We start from the raw sequence: 17,490 nt of genomic DNA on the forward strand, positions 1-17,490 counted from the left end.
CAGTGACGCGCCGTCCCTCACTCGAACGGGTGAGGAGCGTTGCCGTTCGTGGCCGCCTGACCTTCCCCCCGGAACTCGGTGCACGGGCACCCCTTCTTGGATATCCCCTGCTACGGCGCGGTGCGTAGCTCGGGGGAGAATAACCGACGCGTCCCACTTTGTGGACCCCACGAAAGGACTAGTCATACGCCTGTGACAGGAACGCCACACAATCTTCTAATTAACCTGAACTCGTGACCGCTACCTCCGCACGCCGGCTCCTGCTCGTGCACGCCCATCCCGACGACGAAAGCATCACGACCGGCGGGACCATCGCCCGCTACGCCGCCGAAGGGGTCGACACAACCCTCGTGACCTGCACACTCGGCGAGGAGGGGGAGATCATCCCCAAGGGTCTGGACCAGCTCGGGGCGTGGGCCGGGGACCAGCTCGGTGGCTACCGGTCGGGGGAACTGGCTTCCGCCGTCCGGGCGCTCGGGTTGACCCGGCAGTGTTATCTGGGAGGTATCGGGCGCTGGCGTGATTCGGGCATGGCGGGCACGCCGTCGGCCGGCCACCCGCGCGCGTTTTCCGGAGGAGATCCACATGAGCAGGCCACCCAGCTGCGGGCCGTTCTCGACGACGTGCGCCCGCATGTGGTCGTGACCTACAACGCCTTCGGCGGGTATGGGCACCCGGACCACATCCGGGCACACGCAGTAACCATGATCGCCGTCCAGGATGCCCCGTACGTGCGACGGGTCTTCCACATCGCCGCCTCCCGCGACGCCCTCGACCGCGGGGTGGCGCGCCTGCGGGAGGAGCCCGGCCTGCCGTGGCGGCTGCCCGCCGACGGCGAGCTGCCGACCACGCCGGACGAGGAGATCACCACCGCCATCGACGTGCGGGACCACCTCGACGCCAAGATCGCGGCCCTGGCCGCGCACGAGACGCAGATCAGCGTCCGGCCCCCGGCGTTCGCGTTGTCCAACGGCATCGCGCAGCCCATCGACGAAATCGAGCACTATGTACTGGTGCACGGCCCGGCCGAGGGCGCGGAGCGCGACCTGTTCGGAGGGCTGTAGGTGTCCAGGCTGCTGCTGGTGCTGCTCGTCCTCGACGCGGCGTTGCTGGCCGTGCTCGAGCTGTTCTTCCTGCCGCTCCACGTCGGCGGGACGATCCCGTTCCCGGTCACCGTGCTCGTCGCGGCGCTCACCACCCCGCTGCTCGTGCGGCTGGCCGGGCGGCTGGTCGCGCCGCGGGCCGCGTTTGCCCCGCTCGTCGCGTGGGTACTGGTGATTGTGATCGTCGGGCTGTTCGGGCCCGGCGGTGATCTCGTGCTGCTGCAGGACTGGCGAGCGTTGCTGCTCATCGCCGGCGGGGCGCTGCCGGCGGCGATGAGCCTCGGTGGCGTGCTCGCCGTGCCGCCGAAGAGGAGTGCAACCAGTCGTGGGTGAAGCGATTTCCGACCGTCAGGTCGTCGCCGTGCTGCGCCCGATCGTGCGCGCGTCCGGCCCGGTGCTGCACGCGTTGCGCACACCCGGCCGCCTGGAAGGACTGGCGTCGGTGCGCGTGCCGGGGTCGGCCGCGTGGGAGGCGATGGACCGGGACGGCCACATCGACTGGTGGGTCAACCGGCTGGGCCGGCTGACGTCGCTGGTCACCTCGATCCCCGGGCTCGGCGGCGTGCTCGCCGACCGGCTGCCGGTGCAGGACGCGCTGGGCACGGCCGCGCAGGCGCTGCTGCTGACCGCCATCGCCGAGGAGCACGGCATCGCCGACATCGGCGAGAAGGTCCGGCTGGTCGCGTGGGTGCTGTTCCAGCGCGACATCGACGCCGCGCTCGCCGCGGGCAAGCACGAGGAGTACTCGACGGCCGACGAGGACGCCGAGACCGCGAAGCTGGCCGGCGAGTTCTCCCAGGTGGAGCACCGGCCGCGGCGCATCACGCTGAAGTCCGCTGGCAAGACGCTGTGGCGGATGGGCCGCTCGCTCATGGCCATCACCGACGAGCTGGAGAAGCGGCCGCACGGCCGGTTCTACCACCGGGCCGTCGGGATGCTGCCGGTGGTCGGCCTGGTCGGCGACTACCTCGGCGAGCGCAGCGGGCTCAAGCGGGTCGTGCGCCGCGCGGACGAGTGGTTCGCCCGCGCGGCCTGACCGCTAACGCCAGAACTGGAAGGTTCCGCCGCCCACCCGGGCCGAGTACGAGTCGCCCCCGCACACCTCGTACAGCCAGTAGACGGCGTCCCAGAACGTCGCTCCGACCGCGGGAACCGCGAACAGCAGGGCGAACAGGACGAGCGGCGCCCACGGCCGCGCCTTGGCGCCGAACTCCCGTGCCTCCGGGGACAGGTAGGGCTCGATCGCGCCGTACCCGTCCAGACCGGGCACCGGCAGGATGTTCAGCACGAACGTCGCGATCTGCAGCAGCGCCAGGAACGACAGCCCGATCAGCAGGGTGAGGGGCATCGGGATCAGTTGCACGGCGACCGCCAGCACGATGCCGAACAGCAGGTTGGTCAGCGGCCCGGCGAGCGAGGTCCAGGACGCGAACGCCCGGTTGCGCAGCGCCCACCGGTTGATCCACACCGCGCCACCCGGTAGCGGGATCCCGCCGATGGCGAGGAAGAGCAGCGGCAGCACGAGCGAGAGCACCGGGTCGGTGTACCGGCGGACATCCATGTTGAGGTAGCCCTTCGAGGCGACCTCGTAGTCGCCGCCCTTGAAGGCGACGAAGGCGTGCCCGAACTCGTGCAGGGTGAGCGAGAGCGCCCACCCGCCGATGACGAGCAGGAAGATGCCGCCCACCGTCATGGGATCGTCGTTGCTCGGCTGACCGAAAGCGGCGAGTACACCACCCACTACGGTGAGTGCGAGAATGCCGAAGAAGACAGGACTGGGTCGGACCGCGGATCGTTGCACGGGGCCCAGTCTCTCGCATCCTGGCGAGTTGATGTTCGGCGTGTCCGCTTGCGCGACGGGGCAGAAGCATCCCCCAACCTCGCTACTCCGCTTGACCTAGCCTCATTACACGGGTGTAATCACAGTGCTGTTATTCGTTGCTGCAAGGGGGCGACGGGTACGGCGATGCAAGACCGCCAGCCTGGGGAGTGCGTGGAAGCAGAGGAGGCGGACGTGCGGTTGGAATCCGACGGAAGGGATTGGGGGAACGTCGTGGAGTGGCGAGAAGGCCCGGAGGTGGAACTGGGCGAGCTCGTCGACCTCTTCGACAACGACGAGCCCCCCGAGTGGCAGGACCGCGCACTGTGCGCGCAGACCGATCCCGAGGCGTTCTTCCCGGAGAAGGGCGGCTCGACCCGTGAGGCGAAGCGGATCTGTCAGGGCTGCGAAGTGAAGGGCGAATGCCTGGAGTACGCGCTGGCCCACGACGAGCGCTTCGGCATCTGGGGTGGTCTGTCCGAACGGGAGCGTCGGAAGCTCAAAAAGCGGGCTGTGTAAGGAAATTTAACGCCTGCTTCACAACGAGGTGGCAGGGCTGGCGCGTGCTCGTGCGGGTGCGTGGAGTCACGGTCGGCTCGGTTAGGCTGGCGCGGCAGAAGATCCTCACCGATCGCCGCCGCCCACTGGAGAAGCCTTGCCCGACAACGTGAACGTCCCGGACAGGATCTCGACGGTGGCCAGGATCGCCCCGGTGGCGGGCGTTTTCGTGGTGCTCGCCGCGCTCGGGCTGTCGGTGAACGCGGGACGACTGGGCTTCGACCTCGCCGGCGGACGGCTCCTCGAAGCCGGTTCGCTGAGCGAGGTCTGGTCGGCTTACCTGGCCGGCTGGCACGCCGTGGACGGCGGCACCGCGAGCGCGGCGCCGGCCGCGCTGGCCGTGCTCGGGATCTTCGGTGCGGTGTTCACCCCGCACGGGTTCGTGTCGTTGCTGATGATCGCCGATGCTCCGCTGGCCGGGGTGTCGGCGTTCTTCGCCACCCGGCGGCTTCCGGTGCAGCCGTGGGTCCGCGCGGTGATCGCCGCCGCCTACGGGCTGCTGCCCGCCGCGACCGCCGGGGTGGCGCAGGGCCGGCTCGACGTCGTGGCCGTCCACATCCTGCTGCCGCCGGTGATCGCCGGGATCGCGGGCGTGCTGTCCGATCCCGGGCAGCGGTGGCTGCACTCGTCGTCGCTGTGCGCGCTGGGCCTGGCGCTGCTGGGCGCGTTCTCGCCGCTGGCGCACCTGCTCGCGCTGGCCGGGCTGGTCCTCGGGTTCGTCGTGCTGCCCTCGCCCGCGCCGCTGCTCAAGCGCGCGGCGTCGGTGGTCATCGTGGTGCTGGTGCCGCTGGCGTTGCTGATGCCCTGGCCGACCGTGCTGGTCAACCACCCGGAGCTGGTGCTGCACGGGCTGAGCGGCCCGGGCGATCCGGTGACCGCGGTCGACCTGGCCGGGCTGGATCCGGGCGGCGCCGGGGCGTGGCCGGTCGGGCTCGCGGTGCTGCTGGCCGCCGTGATCGCGTTCGCGGTGCGGCCGGGCCGCGCGGCCGGGGCCGGGCTCGCCGTGGTGGTGCTCGGGGTCGCCGGGCTGCTGGTCGTGCGGCTGGTGGCGGTGACGCCGCTGCAGCGCGGGCCGGTGTCCCCGGGCTTCGCGGGGGTGCCGCTGCTGGTCATCGGGGCCGGGCTGCTGTGGATCGTGCTGTCGGCGTGCCGCGGCGCGGCCGGAAAGCCCTTTCTCGCCGGTGGGGCGGCGCTGGTGGTGGCGCTGGCCGTCGGGGTCGTGGTGGCGGGCAGTGGCGGGCCGCTGCACTCCGGCGGCGGGCCGGCGCTGGCGGCGGACCAGGCTGACGAGCTGGCCCGCACCGGCCGGTCGGTGCTGGTGCTGGGCACCGGGCCCGCGCCCGCGCTGCAGACGGGCGGCCGGATGCCGCGGTTCGGGGACGAGCAGCTGGCGGTGAGCGCGGCGACGCCCGGGCGGCTGGCCGGGTGGCAGGACGCGCTCGTGAACCCGGAAGCGCAGCGGACGCGGGCGGCGCTCTCGGGCGCTGCGGCGTCGGGGGCGTTGTTCGTGGTGCTCCCGGCCGGCGCGGATCCGCGTCCGGTCGTCGCGGTGGCCGGCGACCTGGCGTCGTCGGTCGCGCCGACGTCCGACGGGCGGCCGGGGCTGCGGCTGCTGGAGCCCGGCGGGCAGGTCGTGCTGATCCCGCCCGGGGTGGCGCGCCAGGCGGTGACGTCGCAGGCGCCGACCAGCACGCTCGGGGTGACGCCGGTGGACGCGGAGCTGCCGGACGTGCGGGTGCGGGTGTCGGAGGGCGTGCCCGGGCGGCTGCTGGTGCTGGCCGCAGAGCACGAGGACGGGTGGCGCGCACAGGTGGACGGCAAGCCGGTGCCGATCGTGCCGGCGTGGGGGCACCAGGTGGCGGTCGCGGTGCCGACCACCCAGGCCGAGGTGACGCTCGAACACCCCTCGACCCTGCGGGACGTGCTGTTGCTGGTGCAGATCGCGGCCGCGCTGTTCACCCTGCTGACCGCGGTGCCCACCCGCCTGCGCGAGCCACGCCCGCTGGAGCCGGCGCGCGCCTGAGCCCTGGTGTGCTGGTGTCGGGTGGGGCGGTGCTGGCCGCCGTGAAGCTGGCCCGCGGCTGCGCCCGGCAGCCGCCGCCTCCGGCTGAGAACCGGACGCCGGAAAACCACCCGTTCCGGGAACTACTCGCCGCCCTCGATGATGTCCGGTTCGACGCCCAGGTAGCCCGCCACCTGCTCCACCAGCACGTCGTGCACCAGTTCGGCCAGTTCGCCGGGGTCCTTGGCCCGCGCCTCGAGCGGCCGCCGGTACAGCACGATCCGCGCGCGCGTCGGCAGGCCGGCCCGGTCCACGCCCGCCGGCACCAGCCGGGACAGCGGCACCGCCCCGTCGTGGAGCACCCCGTCGTCCGCCGGGCCGCCCGCGCCCCGGATCTCGGGCACGTCGTCGACCGCCACGTCCAGCTTCGTCAGCTGGTCCCGCCACCGGGCCTCGATCGGCTCGAGCGCGTCGAGCACGAGCTGGTCGAACTTCTCCGCGCGGCTGGCCGCGGCTGGCAGGGTCGCCGGGTACAGCGGCCCACGCAGCCCGCGGCCATGCCGGTCCCGGCGGACGCGCCGCCGATGCCGGGAACTTCGAGCCATAGACACATCCGGAAGGTTACGCGTTGGCGTCGGTCGGTGGCCCCCACCGGTGCGCCTGCGCGCACTTGCCGGGGGGAAGCGCTATCGTCTGCGATCGTGTCGAGCGTACGAAAGTGTTCGCGAACGGGGTGCCTGAACCCGGCCGTCGCCACGCTTACCTACGCCTACAGCGATTCGACCGCGGTGGTCGGTCCCCTCGCGACGGCGTCCGAGCCGCATTCCTACGACCTGTGCGAGGAGCACGCGCTCCGCCTCACCGCACCCCGGGGCTGGGAGGTCGTCCGGCACGAGGGCGAGTTCGCCGCCCCGGACCGGTCCGACGACGAGCTCACGGCGCTGGCCGAGGCCGTCCGCGAAGCCGGCCGGTCCGATCGGCCCGCCCCGCCACCGGAACCGGAGGGTCCCTCCGGCCGTCGCGGCCACCTGCGGGTGCTGCCCGACCCGATCTCGTAGGTCACGCCACATCCGCCGAGCGTTCCCCCGGTAGGCTCTCGGGTATCCGCAGCCCATGGACAACTCTCGGGGAGAGCGCGTGTCAGACCTGTCGGCCATCGTCAAGGCCTACGACATCCGGGGTGTCGTCGGCGAGCAGCTGGACGCCGGCCTCGTCCGGGACTTCGGCGCCGCCTTCGCGCTGCTGATCAAGCCGGAGTCGCCGTCGGTGGTGATCGGCCACGACATGCGCGAGTCGTCGCCGGGACTGGCCGCCGCGTTCGCCGAGGGCGTCACCTCGCAGGGCCTGGACGTCGTGTCGATCGGCCTGTGCAGCACCGACCAGCTCTACTTCGCCTCCGGTTCGCTCAACCTGCCCGGGGCGATGTTCACCGCGAGCCACAACCCGGCCAAGTACAACGGCATCAAGCTCTGCCGCGCGGGCGCCGCCCCGGTGGGGCAGGAGTCCGGGCTCGCCGAGATCCGCGACACCGTCGAGCAGGGCGTGCCGTCCTTCGTCGGGCAGCCGGGCAGCGTCACCGAGCGGGACGTCCTCCGCGACTACGCCGCCTACCTGCGCAAGCTGGTCGACCTGTCCGGCAGCCGCCCGCTGAAGATCGCCGTCGACGCGGGCAACGGCATGGGCGGCCACACCGTCCCGACCGTGTTCGAGGGACTGCCGATCGAGCTCGTGCCGATGTACTTCGAGCTGGACGGCAGCTTCCCCAACCACGAGGCCAACCCGCTGGACCCGAAGAACCTGGTCGACCTGCAGGCCAAGGTCCGCGAGGTCGGCGCCGACGCGGGCTTGGCCTTCGACGGCGACGCCGACCGCTGCTTCGTGGTCGACGAGAAGGGCGACCCGGTGTCGCCGAGCGCGATCACCGCGCTGGTCGCCGTGCGCGAGCTGGCCAAGGACCCGGGCGGCACGATCATCCACAACCTGATCACCTCCCAGGCCGTCCCGGAGATCGTCGCCGAGAACGGCGGCAAGCCGGTCCGCACCCGCGTCGGGCACTCGTTCATCAAGCAGGAGATGGCCGCCACCGGCGCGATCTTCGGCGGCGAGCACTCCGCGCACTACTACTTCCGCGACTTCTGGCGGGCCGACACCGGCATGCTGGCCGCGCTGCACGTGCTGGCCGCGCTCGGCGAGCAGGAGCGGCCGCTGTCCGAGCTGACCGCGGAGTACTCGCGCTACGCGGCCTCCGGCGAGATCAACTCGACGGTCGACGACCAGGTCGCCAAGCAGCTCGCGGTCAAGGACGCGTTCGCGAGCCGTCCCGGCGTGGAGATCGACGAGATGGACGGCCTGACCGTGAAGCTGCCGGGCAAGGCGTGGTTCAATCTGCGCCCGTCCAACACCGAGCCGCTGCTGCGGCTCAACGTCGAGGCCGCCGACGAGGACGCGGTCCGCGCGCTGACCGACGAAGTCCTCGCGATCGTTCGCAGCTAGGGAGGTTCCACATGGCAGTCGCGCTCGATGCCCAGTTGCTGGAGATCCTGGCGTGCCCGTCCGACGACCACGCGCCGCTGCGCCCGGGAACGGCGAGCGACCCGGAGGCCGACGCGCTGACGTGCACCTCCTGTGGCCGCGAGTTCCCGGTCCGGGACGGCATCCCCGTGCTGTTGCTCGACGAGGCCACGATTCCGGGTGAGTCCCGTGCCGACGGTGCTTGACGACACCCTCCTGGACGACCCCGCGCGCCTGGCGGAGGCCGACACGGCAGGACTGCTGAGGGCGGCGGCGATGGCCGGCGCCCAGGTGCGGTCCACCGCCGAGGTCGCCGCGGACGCCGAGCTGGCCGACCGGCTCGACCTGGGCCGTCCGCGGGCGCTCGTGCTCGTCGTCCGTCCCGGGGTGAGCCGCAGCGTGGCCCGTCTGCTGTACGCGTTGCTGGCCCCGGCCTGCCCGGCGCCGGTCCTGGTCTCCGAGGCGGTGCCGCCGTGGATCGGGGCGCTGGACGTCGTCTTCGCGCACACCGACGACCCGTTCGACCGGGAGCTGGCCGCCGGCATCGAGCGGGCCGCGCGGTACGGCGCGACGGTGGTGCTGTCCGCGCCGAACGAGGGCCCGGTCGCGGCGTCGGTCGCCGGGAAGGGCGTCCAGCTCGTGCCGCGGGTCCCGGTGCCGCCCGAGCTGACCTTCGCCCGCGGCCTGGCCGCCGGGCTGCTCACCGCGAACGCCCTCGGCCTGCTGGTCGGCGACGTGCAGTTGCTGGCCGACCAGCTCGATGCCGAGGCCGAGCGCGGCCACCTCGGCCGCGACTCCTTCGCCAACCCCGCCAAGGCGCTCGCCCTGCGCCTGGCCGACCGGATCCCGCTGCTGTGGGGGCTGGACCCGATCGCGGTCGCGGTCGCCCAGCACGCCGGCTACGCGCTGGGCTCGTTCGCCGGCGTCGTCGCCGACATCGCCGACTACCGGCAGGCGCTGACCCGTCGCGCTCTGCGTCAGGCGGCGGCGAACAGCTCCGGCGAGCGGGACATCTTCGCCGACCCCGATCTGGACACCGACCTGCCGAACTACCGGGTGCTGCTGCTCGCGGTGCACAGCGGCCCGGCGGTCGACGCGGCGCGCCTCGACGCTTCGCATACGCTTCCCGGTGCCGGAGTGGTCGCCCCCGCGGACGAGATCGTCGGTGACGAGCCTGTGCGCGCCGGGGTGCTGGCGCTACGGTTCGAGCTGGCCGCGGTCTACCTCGGGCTGGCCACTGGCGCCACCGGGGGTGGCGGGCACTACGAGCCTGCGTCCGCCTGACGCCGGTTCGGGCCCGATCCCGCGGGAATCGGGCGAGGGGTTGGAAGAACCAAGGAGTTGAGACGACAGTGGAGCTGCTGCGCAATGCGGTGCGGCCCTACGCCTGGGGGTCCCGGACGACCATCCCCGAGCTGCTGGGCCGCGAGGTGCCCGCGCCGCACCCGGAGGCGGAGCTGTGGATGGGCGCCCACCCGGGCGACCCGTCGCGCATCGTGGGTCCGGACGGTGTCGAGCGCAGCCTGCTGGAACTCGTCGAGGCCGACCCGCTCGGCCAGCTGGGCCGGGAGTGCGCCGAGCACTGGGGCAACCGGCTGCCGTTCCTGCTGAAGATCCTCGCCGTCGAGGAGCCGCTGTCGATGCAGGCGCACCCGTCGGCCGAGCAGTCGGCCGAGGGCTACGCGCGCGAGGAAGCCGCCGGCATCCCGCGGGACGCGCCGAACCGGAACTACCCGGACCCCACCGCCAAGCCCGAGCTGGTGTGCGCGCTCACCGAGTTCCACGCGCTGGCCGGGTTCCGCGAGCCGGAACGCACGGTCGAGCTGCTGCGCGCCATCGAGACCCCGGGCCTGGCCAAGTACACCGAGTTGCTGGCCGCCCAGCCGGACTCCGACGGCCTGCGCGCGTTGTTCACCACGTGGATCACGCTGCCGCAGCCGGTGCTGGACGAGCTGCTGCCCGAGGTGCTCGACGCGTGCGTGCTGCACGTGAAGGACCACGGCGAGTTCGACGTGGAGTGCCGGACGATCCTCGAACTGGGCGAGGCGCACCCGCGCGACGCTGGCGTGCTGGCCGCGCTGCTGCTCAACCGGCTGACGCTGAGCGCGGGCGAGGCGATCTACCTGCCGGCCGGGAACCTGCACCTGTACCTGCACGGCACCGCGGTGGAGATCCTGGCGAACTCGGACAACATCCTGCGCTGCGGGCTGACGCCGAAGCACGTGGACGTGCCCGAGCTGCTCCGCGTGGTCGACTTCACGTGCGCGGACATGCCGATCCTGCGTGGCGAGCCGTCCGCGTGCGGCGAGGTCTACACGACCGACGCGCCGGAGTTCGAGCTGTCCCGGTGCGAGTGGGAAGCGGGGGAGACCGGTTCGCTGACCGTGGACAACGGCAAGCCGCAGATCCTGCTGTGCACGCAGGGCTCGGTGCGGGTCAAGGCGGAGAGCGGACAGGAGATCGAGTTGCGCCGCGGCCAGTCGGTGTGGGTGCCGGCGTCGGACCCGGCGGTCGCCGTGCACCCGGCGGAGAGCGGGCGGACGCAACTGTTCCGCGCCACTTCCGGCTGCCTGTAGCGATGATTCCGGCGCGCCGTGGCGGTCTCACCGGCATGACCGAAAACCTTTGGCCGCTGGTGCACGCCGAACGGGCCGCGCTGGCGGATGACCTCGCCGATCTGACGGACGGGCAGTGGGCCACGCCGTCGTTGTGCGCCGGGCTGTCGGTGCGCGAGGTGCTGGCCCGCCTCACCGCGGGCGCGAGCCTGACCCCGTGCGATGGCTGGCGGGGGTGATCCGCTGCCGGTTCGACTTCGATCGCCAGGTGGCGATGCGGCTGGCCGAGCAGCTGGGCGCCGCGCCGGCCGACACGCTCGCCCGGTTCCGCCGCGTGGTGGCGAGCACGACCAAACCGCCCCTGCCGGTGGTCGCGATGCTCGGCGAGGCGGTCGTGCACGGCGAGGACATCCGGCGGCCGCTGGGCGTGCGCCGCGACCCCCCGATCGCCACGCTGACCCGGCTGGCGGAGTACTACGCGGGCTCCGACCTCGTCGTCGTCGCCAAGGGCCGCGTCGGCGGCCTGCGGCTCGCGGCCACCGACGGCCCGTTCGCCACCGGCTCCGGCCCGCTGGTCAGCGGCCGCACGCTGGCGCTGATCATGGCGATGACCGGCCGCACGGCGTACTGCGACGAACTCGACGGCGACGGCGTCGAGGTGCTCCGGGCCCGCTAGGCCGGCTCGATCACGCGGCTGCGGATGTGCTCGTAGATCACGTTCGTGCGGACGTCGGCCACTTCCTGGCGCTGCGTGAGCCGGTCGATGACGAACGCGTACAGGCTGTCGTTGTCCGGCACCGCCACGTGCACGAGGAAGTCCTCGCCGCCGGTCACCACGAACACGCCGAGCGTCTCGGGCAGCAGCGTCACCCATTCCCGGAAGGCATCGATGACCGGCCGGGACGGCGGGCGCACCCGGACCGCGATGAGCGCCTGCACCGGGCGGCCGATCTTCGCCAGGTCCAGGTCGACGTTGTACCCGCGGATCACCCCGCGCTCCCGCAGGGCCCGGATGCGCTCCAGCGAGGTCGACGGCGAGACGCCGGTCGCGGCGGCCAGTTCGCGGTTGGTCCGCCGTCCGTCGCGCTGCAGTTCCCGCAGCAGTGCCTGATCAAGTTCGTCCAAACCGGCCAAAACGGGTCTCCTGTCGAATTAAGTTCGGCTCTGCTGGATGCAACTCACATCTTTGCCTAACTTGTGCGCTCGTGACCACAGATCATCAGGTTGAGGTTCAGCTCGACGCCACCACCCGCACCGCGAAGGTCAAGTGGGTGATCGTCGCCGATCCCTCGCTCGGGCCGGGGCTCGTCGCCAACGCCACCGCGTGCCTGGGTGCCGCGGTGGGCAAGGTCCTGCCGTCGCTGCTCGGCCCGGAGGTCGCGGACGCCTCCGGGCGCCCGCACGCCGGGCTGCCGTGGACCGGCTGCTCGATCCTGGCCGCGGACGCCGTCAAGCTGCTGCAGATCCGCACGAAGGCCGCGAACCGGGAGGGGATCTTCGTCGCCGACATGTCGAAGCACGCGCAGGCCAGCCGGTCCTACGTGGAGTACACCGAGGCGATGGCGGGTACCGAGGAGGAGGCCTTCGAGTACTACGCCGTGAGCCTGGTGGGACCGCGGAACAAGATCGACAAACTGGTCGGCGGACTCCCACTGCTGCGCTGAGGCGGGAAGCTCTAGGCTCACTGCGACAAAACGGAAAGACTTCAGCAGGGGGTCAGCGTGTCGGCAAGTGGCGGAACGAAGGCGATCGTCGCGGCTCTGATCGCCAACGCCGGGATCGCCGCGGCGAAGTTCGTCGGGTTCCTGATCACCGGATCGTCGTCGATGCTCGCCGAGTCGGTGCACTCGGTCGCCGACACGTCCAACCAGGGCCTGCTCCTGCTGGGCCAGCGCCAGGCGCGGCGGCGGGCCACGCGCGAGCACCCGTTCGGTTTCGGGCGGGAGCGGTACTTCTGGTCGTTCGTCGTCGCGCTGATGCTGTTCACGCTCGGTTCGGTGTTCGCGCTCTACGAGGGCATCCACAAGATCGAGCACCCGGAACCGCTGACCAGCCCGCTGGTCGCGGTCGGCATCCTGGTCGTCGCGATCGGCCTGGAGACCTACAGCTTCCGGACCGCGATCACGGAGTCGCGCAAGATCAAGGGCGACGCGACCTGGTGGCAGTTCATCCGCCAGTCGCGCACCCCGGAGCTGCCGGTCGTGCTGCTGGAGGACGCCGGCGCCCTGTTCGGCCTGGTCTTCGCGCTGATGGGCGTCGGGCTGTCGGTCGTGACCGGCGAGCCGGTGTGGGACGGCATCGGCACCGTGATGATCGGTGTCCTGCTCGGCATCATCGCGATCATCCTGATCGTCGAGATGAAGAGCCTGCTGATCGGCGAGGGCGCCACCGACCGCGAGCTGGACAGCATCTGCGAGGCCCTGACCGGCGGCCGGGTCGACCGCGTGATCCACATCCGCACCCAGTACCTGGGCCCGGACGAGCTGCTGGTCGCCGCGAAGCTCGCGCTCGCCCCGCGTCTGGAGCTGTCGGAGGTGGCCGGCGAGATCGACTCCGCGGAGGCCCGGGTGCGCGAGCGGGTGCCGTCCGCGCGGCTGATCTACCTGGAGCCGGACCTGGATCGTCAACTCGTCTGACCTCCGATTCGCTCGCCTCACCCGTTCGCGTTAGGGTGACCAACCGGACCTGAGACCCAGGACACCGGGAGGAGACACCCTTGCCAGGTAACGGGCTGTGGCGCACGAAGTCGATTGAGCAGTCCATAAAGGACACCGACGAGCCGGATACCAGGCTGCGGCGCAGCCTGTCCGCTTGGGACCTGACGGTGTTCGGGGTCGCGGTCGTGATCGGCGCCGGCATCTTCACGCTGACCGCGCGCACCGCCGGTGACTACGCCGGCCCGTCGGTGTCGCTGGCGTTCGTGTTCGCCGCGATCGCGTGCGGTCTCGCCGCGCTGTGCTACGCGGAGTTCGCCTCGACCGTGCCGGTCGCGGGCAGTGCGTACACGTTCTCGTACGCGACGTTCGGCGAGTTCATGGCCTGGATCATCGGCTGGGACCTGGTGCTGGAACTCGCCGTCGGCGCGGCCGCGGTGTCCAAGGGCTGGTCGGCGTACCTGGAGACCGTGCTCGGCTACATCGTCGGCGACGGGGCGAAGACGAGCTTCGCCATCGGCGGCGTCACGGTGGACTGGGGTGCGTTGATCCTGGTGATCGCGCTGGCCCTGGTGCTCACGCTGGGCACGAAGCTGTCGTCCCGGGTCTCCATGGTGATCACCGCGATCAAGGTCGGCATCGTGCTGTTCGTGATCGTGCTCGGCCTGTTCTACGTCAAGGGCGCCAACTACACGCCCTACATCCCGCCGGCCGCGGAGGCGGCCGCCGGCGAGTCGGGCGTGGACCAGTCGCTGTTCTCGGTCATCGCGGGCGGGGCGAGCAGCTCGTTCGGCCCGTTCGGGCTGCTGGCCGCTGCCTCGCTGGTGTTCTTCGCGTTCATCGGGTTCGACATCGTCGCCACCACGGCGGAGGAGACGAAGAACCCGCAGCGCTCGGTGCCGCGCGGCATCTTCGGCTCGCTGGCGATCGTCACCGTGCTGTACGTGGCGGTGTCGCTGGTGGTCGTCGGCATGGTGCCCTACACCGACCTGGCGACCGACGCCGGCGACGGCAGCCACAAGACGCTGGCGACCGCGTTCGCCGCGAACGGCGTCAACTGGGCGGCGAACGTCATCTCGGTCGGCGCGCTGGCCGGTCTGACCACCGTGGTGATGGTGCTGATGCTCGGCCAGGTCCGGGTGCTGTACGCGATGTCGCGGGACGGCCTGCTGCCGCGCTCGCTGGCCCGCGCGAGCGACCGCGGCACCCCGGCCCGCGCGACCGTTCTGGTCGGCCTGCTGGTCGCGGTGGCGGCGACGTTCTTCCCGGCGAACAAGCTGGAGGAGATGGTCAACGTCGGCACGCTGTTCGCGTTCGTGCTGGTGTCGGCGGGTGTGCTGGTGCTGCGCCGGACGCGGCCGGACCTGCCGCGCGCGTTCCGGGTGCCGTGGGTGCCGGTGGTGCCGATCCTCGCGATCCTGGCGTGCCTCTGGCTGATGCTGAACCTGACGGTGCTGACCTGGCTGCGGTTCCTCGCCTGGATGGCGCTCGGCGTGGTCATCTACTTCGTCTACAGCCGCCGGCACTCGCTGCTGGGCAAGCGCCAGGCGACGGAGACGCCGCTGCCGGTGGACGGCGCCGACCCGACGAAGCCGTGAGACCGTAACGAACAGGCCCCCTCACGCGGAGGGGGCCTTTTCGTTGTGCTCAGCGGGCGAAGTTCAGGTGGAACCGGGGGAGGTCGGGGAACAGGGGAACCTGCTCGGCCTCCCCGCGGGCCGGCTTGCCCGGCGTCTCCAGGCCGGCCGCGATCGCCACCGCCTGGTCCCATTCCGGGTCCACCAGGTAGTCCGCGTGCCCCAGCACCCCGGCGGTCCACCGGCGCGCACCGGATGGCGGGTGCACCGGGTCGGGTAGCCAGTGGTCGCCGCCCAGGACGAGGGCTCCGGTCGCGCCCGCGGCGGCCGGCGGGAGCGCGCCCCAGCCGCCGTCGGGCAGGTAGCCCTCGCCGGTGAGCTTGTCGCCGTCGACCTGGTGCCGCCACGTCGTCACGCCGCCGCCGAAGATGTCCGTGCCGCGTGCCAGCCCGCGCCACCGCCCGTCCAGCGCCCCGTACAGCGCGGCGAGCGCGGCGTGCGGCAGCACCGCGGGGAACGCCCGCTGGTACCCCCACTGCAGCGGTGACCCCGCGCTGAGCAGGCCGACCCGTTCCCGGTCGGCCGGCGAGACGCTGTGCACGAGCCGCGCGGCCGCGATCACCGCCAGGACACCGCCCAGCTTCTCGCCGCCCAGCACGACACGGGTGTTCGGCTCGGCCAGGTGCTCCTTCGCGCGGGCCGCGAGGTCCGGCACCACCTTCAGCGCGTAGCACGGCGGGATCGCCGGGTGCGCCGCCCGCGGCCAGAAGCACACGAGATCGGCCAGCGCCCCGAGGTGCCGGTTGCGCCCGGGCTTCGTCGCCGCGGTGTAGACGACCCGCAGCAACCCGACGGCCAGCACGCCGAGCCCGAACACCCCGGCCGCGGACAGCGGGTCGAGCCAGCCGGGCAGCGTGCCGAAGCCGTACCAGGCCACCAGCAGCGCGGCCGCGCCGAGGGACAGGCCCGCGATCACGCCGAGCGCGAGGTGGTGCAGGTGCCGCCGTTCCCACGCGGACCGGGCCCACGCGGCGGCCGCGGCCTGCTCGTCCGCCGGGGATTGCAGCATCCGCACGATCGCGGGCACCCCGCGCGACCGCCGTCGCAGCGGCACGCCCACGGCGAACCCGAGCACGCCGAGCACGATCGCCAGCACCAGGCCGCCACCCCACAGCGCGGTCACCAGCCGGTAGCTGTCCGGCAGGCGGAGGTCACCGGCCCCGGACAGCCGCCGCAACCCGGTCGCCAGCCCCGCGCCGAACCCGGCGCCGAGCAGCGCCGCGAGCGCCAGCGCGGGCGCCGCCGCCCAGCCACCCGCCCACGGGCGCAGCCGCTTCGGCAGCTCGCGCCAGGTCCGGCGGGCCAGCAGCGCCGCGGGTACCAGCAGCAACGCGAACACCAGCCACGCGCCGATCAGCGCCGCGCCGACGCCTTCGACGGTGGCGTCCGAGCCGGTGGGCACCGCACCGCGCACGCCGACCGCGACCAGCAACGCGACCGCCACGAACAGCAGCCCGCCGCGTGCCCACCCCGGCAGGTCCCGCGCCCCGGACGCCGACGTGACGAGCGCGATTCCGGTCAGCACGAGCGAAGCGGCCCACAGCAGCCGCCCGGACACGTCGCCGGGCACGTCCAGCGGCCCGCCGACGGCGAGCAGCGCGACGGTGCTCAGCGCGGCGACGGTGTGCACGCAGCGCAGCACGGGCGAGTCCGTGTCGCCGCGCAGCACGTCACCGGGCAGCGTGTCGCCGGGCGGCGGTGGCGTGTGCGCGCGGACCGTCCAGTTCGTCCCGGACACCCGGTACAGCACGAGGACCACCAGCGCCACCAGCAGCCGCCCCGCGGCCAGGCGGACCTGCTCGACGTCGCGCATCCAGCCCGGCAGCCCGGTCAGGCAGCGGCGGCCGGGCGCCAGGCACTGCGCGGCGAACAGGTCGAGCGTGATGACCGCGACCTGCGCGACGAGCAACATCGTCAGCAGCAGTGCGGCGATCCGCAGCACACCCCGGCACAGCCCGCCGAGCACGGCCGCCGAGCGGCTGCTCGCCGGCACCGGCGGCAGCATCCAGTGCGCCACGTTGGCCAGCGAGAACGGGAACAGCAGCGCCCACGCCGCCTTCGCCGCGCCCCCGGAGGTCATGCCGCTCCACAGGTACCCCTCCAGAGTGCGCGGCACCGACCGGCCGAGCGCCTGCAGCACCGGGCCGGGCGCCGGGCGCCGCAGCCGGTCCGACGGGCGGATGACCCGGCCCACCCCGTCCCCGGCTACCTCCACCGTCCCGGCCGCGTCGAGCAGCTGCTCACCGCTGGTGCCGGACAGGCCCGGCACGCGTAGTTCGACCACTCGGGTGTCGGGGCCAGGAAGCGGCACGTCGGCTGTCTCCTTTTCCGGGTGTCCTGCGATGAACGGACAACGGTACTGTTCAGGTGGAGTCGATCGTTGGAGGAAATGCCGCTATGACCCCCGAAAGCGTTGCGAAGTGGCACGACACCCGCAACGGGGTGGAATTCGCCGTCGCGGACCTGGAGCTGGCCGAGTTCGGCCGCAAGGAGATCCGGCTGGCTGAGCACGAGATGCCGGGGCTGATGGCGTTGCGCCGTGAGTATGCGGAGGTGAACCCGCTGCGTGGTGCGCGGGTGTCGGGTTCGCTGCACATGACGGTGCAGACGGCGGTGCTGATCGAGACGCTGGTCTCGCTGGGTGCTGAGGT

At 72.4% G+C, this 17,490-nt stretch carries 20 protein-coding genes; 16 read left to right on the forward strand and 4 right to left on the reverse strand.

From position 1 onward, the window contains the following. Positions 1-233: 233 nt before the first annotated feature. The 3 genes from mshB to D0D15_RS22800 are packed head-to-tail and all read left to right on the forward strand — an operon-like array spanning position 234 to position 2,139. Positions 234-1,064, forward strand: coding sequence for an N-acetyl-1-D-myo-inositol-2-amino-2-deoxy-alpha-D-glucopyranoside deacetylase (mshB, locus tag D0D15_RS22790; protein WP_094004737.1), 831 nt, complete (start codon positions 234-236; stop codon positions 1,062-1,064). Then, positions 1,065-1,436, forward strand: a complete 372-nt coding sequence (locus D0D15_RS22795) for a hypothetical protein (RefSeq protein ID WP_094004738.1) — start codon at positions 1,065-1,067, stop codon at positions 1,434-1,436. After that, on the forward strand, positions 1,429-2,139 hold the full coding sequence (locus D0D15_RS22800) for a hypothetical protein (protein ID WP_198958177.1): 711 nt from the start codon (positions 1,429-1,431) through the stop codon (positions 2,137-2,139). The genes D0D15_RS22795 and D0D15_RS22800 overlap by 8 nt, the downstream gene beginning before the upstream one ends. A gap of 3 nt (positions 2,140-2,142) precedes the next feature. Here the strand turns inward: D0D15_RS22800 and D0D15_RS22805 are convergent, their stop codons facing one another. Further along, complete coding sequence (locus tag D0D15_RS22805) at positions 2,143-2,904, reverse strand: site-2 protease family protein (protein WP_094004740.1); 762 nt, start codon at positions 2,902-2,904, stop codon at positions 2,143-2,145. A 213-nt stretch (positions 2,905-3,117) separates the two neighbouring features. Between D0D15_RS22805 and D0D15_RS22810 the strand changes: the two genes are divergently transcribed. Both D0D15_RS22810 and D0D15_RS22815 read left to right on the forward strand, forming a co-directional pair. Then, positions 3,118-3,441 carry a WhiB family transcriptional regulator gene (locus D0D15_RS22810; protein WP_026153473.1) on the forward strand — a complete coding sequence of 108 codons (324 nt, stop codon included), beginning with the start codon at positions 3,118-3,120 and terminating at the stop codon, positions 3,439-3,441. A gap of 136 nt (positions 3,442-3,577) precedes the next feature. Continuing rightward, positions 3,578-5,503 (forward strand): hypothetical protein, encoded by a 1,926-nt coding sequence (locus tag D0D15_RS22815; protein ID WP_115944721.1) that lies wholly within the window; start codon positions 3,578-3,580, stop codon positions 5,501-5,503. A 122-nt stretch (positions 5,504-5,625) separates the two neighbouring features. Here the strand turns inward: D0D15_RS22815 and D0D15_RS22820 are convergent, their stop codons facing one another. Beyond that, a complete protein-coding gene (locus tag D0D15_RS22820) occupies positions 5,626-6,087 on the reverse strand; it encodes a metallopeptidase family protein (protein WP_094004742.1) in 462 nt (153 codons plus the stop codon). Positions 6,088-6,183: 96 nt separating this feature from the next. On the opposite strand from D0D15_RS22820, the gene D0D15_RS22825 reads away from it, so the two are divergent. The 7 genes from D0D15_RS22825 (at position 6,184) to D0D15_RS22850 (ending at position 11,224) form a co-directional block, all read left to right on the forward strand. Then, positions 6,184-6,540: a DUF3499 domain-containing protein gene (locus D0D15_RS22825; protein ID WP_094004743.1), complete on the forward strand. Its 357-nt coding sequence runs from the start codon at positions 6,184-6,186 to the stop codon at positions 6,538-6,540. Between the two features lie 79 nt (positions 6,541-6,619). Continuing rightward, positions 6,620-7,975, forward strand: coding sequence for a phosphomannomutase/phosphoglucomutase (locus D0D15_RS22830; protein ID WP_094004744.1), 1,356 nt, complete (start codon positions 6,620-6,622; stop codon positions 7,973-7,975). 11 nt (positions 7,976-7,986) lie between these two features. Next, complete coding sequence (locus tag D0D15_RS22835) at positions 7,987-8,199, forward strand: Trm112 family protein (protein ID WP_094004745.1); 213 nt, start codon at positions 7,987-7,989, stop codon at positions 8,197-8,199. Next, complete coding sequence (locus tag D0D15_RS22840; protein ID WP_115944722.1) at positions 8,183-9,277, forward strand: hypothetical protein; 1,095 nt, start codon at positions 8,183-8,185, stop codon at positions 9,275-9,277. Before D0D15_RS22835 ends, D0D15_RS22840 begins: the two co-directional genes overlap by 17 nt. A 68-nt stretch (positions 9,278-9,345) precedes the next feature. Beyond that, the gene (gene manA, locus D0D15_RS22845; RefSeq protein ID WP_094004747.1) at positions 9,346-10,569 is read left to right on the forward strand and encodes a mannose-6-phosphate isomerase, class I; all 1,224 of its coding nucleotides are present in this window, start codon (positions 9,346-9,348) and stop codon (positions 10,567-10,569) included. Between the two features lie 35 nt (positions 10,570-10,604). Next, positions 10,605-10,787: a maleylpyruvate isomerase N-terminal domain-containing protein gene (locus D0D15_RS37880; protein ID WP_425266801.1), complete on the forward strand. Its 183-nt coding sequence runs from the start codon at positions 10,605-10,607 to the stop codon at positions 10,785-10,787. After that, complete coding sequence (locus D0D15_RS22850; protein WP_425266802.1) at positions 10,766-11,224, forward strand: maleylpyruvate isomerase family mycothiol-dependent enzyme; 459 nt, start codon at positions 10,766-10,768, stop codon at positions 11,222-11,224. Before D0D15_RS37880 ends, D0D15_RS22850 begins: the two co-directional genes overlap by 22 nt. Here the strand turns inward: D0D15_RS22850 and D0D15_RS22855 are convergent. After that, positions 11,221-11,673, reverse strand: a complete 453-nt coding sequence (locus D0D15_RS22855; RefSeq protein WP_094004774.1) for an Lrp/AsnC family transcriptional regulator — start codon at positions 11,671-11,673, stop codon at positions 11,221-11,223. The genes D0D15_RS22850 and D0D15_RS22855 overlap by 4 nt on opposite strands. 80 nt (positions 11,674-11,753) lie before the next feature. Between D0D15_RS22855 and D0D15_RS22860 the strand changes: the two genes are divergently transcribed. The 3 genes from D0D15_RS22860 (at position 11,754) to D0D15_RS22870 (ending at position 14,800) form a co-directional block, all read left to right on the forward strand. Then, the gene (locus tag D0D15_RS22860) at positions 11,754-12,212 is read left to right on the forward strand and encodes a DUF2000 domain-containing protein (RefSeq protein ID WP_094004748.1); all 459 of its coding nucleotides are present in this window, start codon (positions 11,754-11,756) and stop codon (positions 12,210-12,212) included. A gap of 57 nt (positions 12,213-12,269) precedes the next feature. Continuing rightward, complete coding sequence (locus D0D15_RS22865) at positions 12,270-13,184, forward strand: cation diffusion facilitator family transporter (RefSeq protein WP_094004749.1); 915 nt, start codon at positions 12,270-12,272, stop codon at positions 13,182-13,184. Between the two features lie 80 nt (positions 13,185-13,264). Beyond that, positions 13,265-14,800, forward strand: coding sequence for an amino acid permease (locus D0D15_RS22870; RefSeq protein WP_094004750.1), 1,536 nt, complete (start codon positions 13,265-13,267; stop codon positions 14,798-14,800). 49 nt (positions 14,801-14,849) lie between these two features. On the opposite strand, the gene D0D15_RS22875 is transcribed toward D0D15_RS22870, so the two are convergent. Then, complete coding sequence (locus tag D0D15_RS22875; protein WP_162830642.1) at positions 14,850-17,150, reverse strand: hypothetical protein; 2,301 nt, start codon at positions 17,148-17,150, stop codon at positions 14,850-14,852. An 86-nt stretch (positions 17,151-17,236) separates the two neighbouring features. Here D0D15_RS22875 and D0D15_RS22880 point away from each other — a divergent pair. After that, on the forward strand, positions 17,237-17,490 hold a 254-nt coding region (locus D0D15_RS22880; RefSeq protein WP_162830643.1), incomplete at its 3' end, for an adenosylhomocysteinase.

This window comes from Amycolatopsis thermalba (assembly GCF_003385215.1).
Taxonomy (GTDB): domain Bacteria; phylum Actinomycetota; class Actinomycetes; order Mycobacteriales; family Pseudonocardiaceae; genus Amycolatopsis_E; species Amycolatopsis_E thermalba.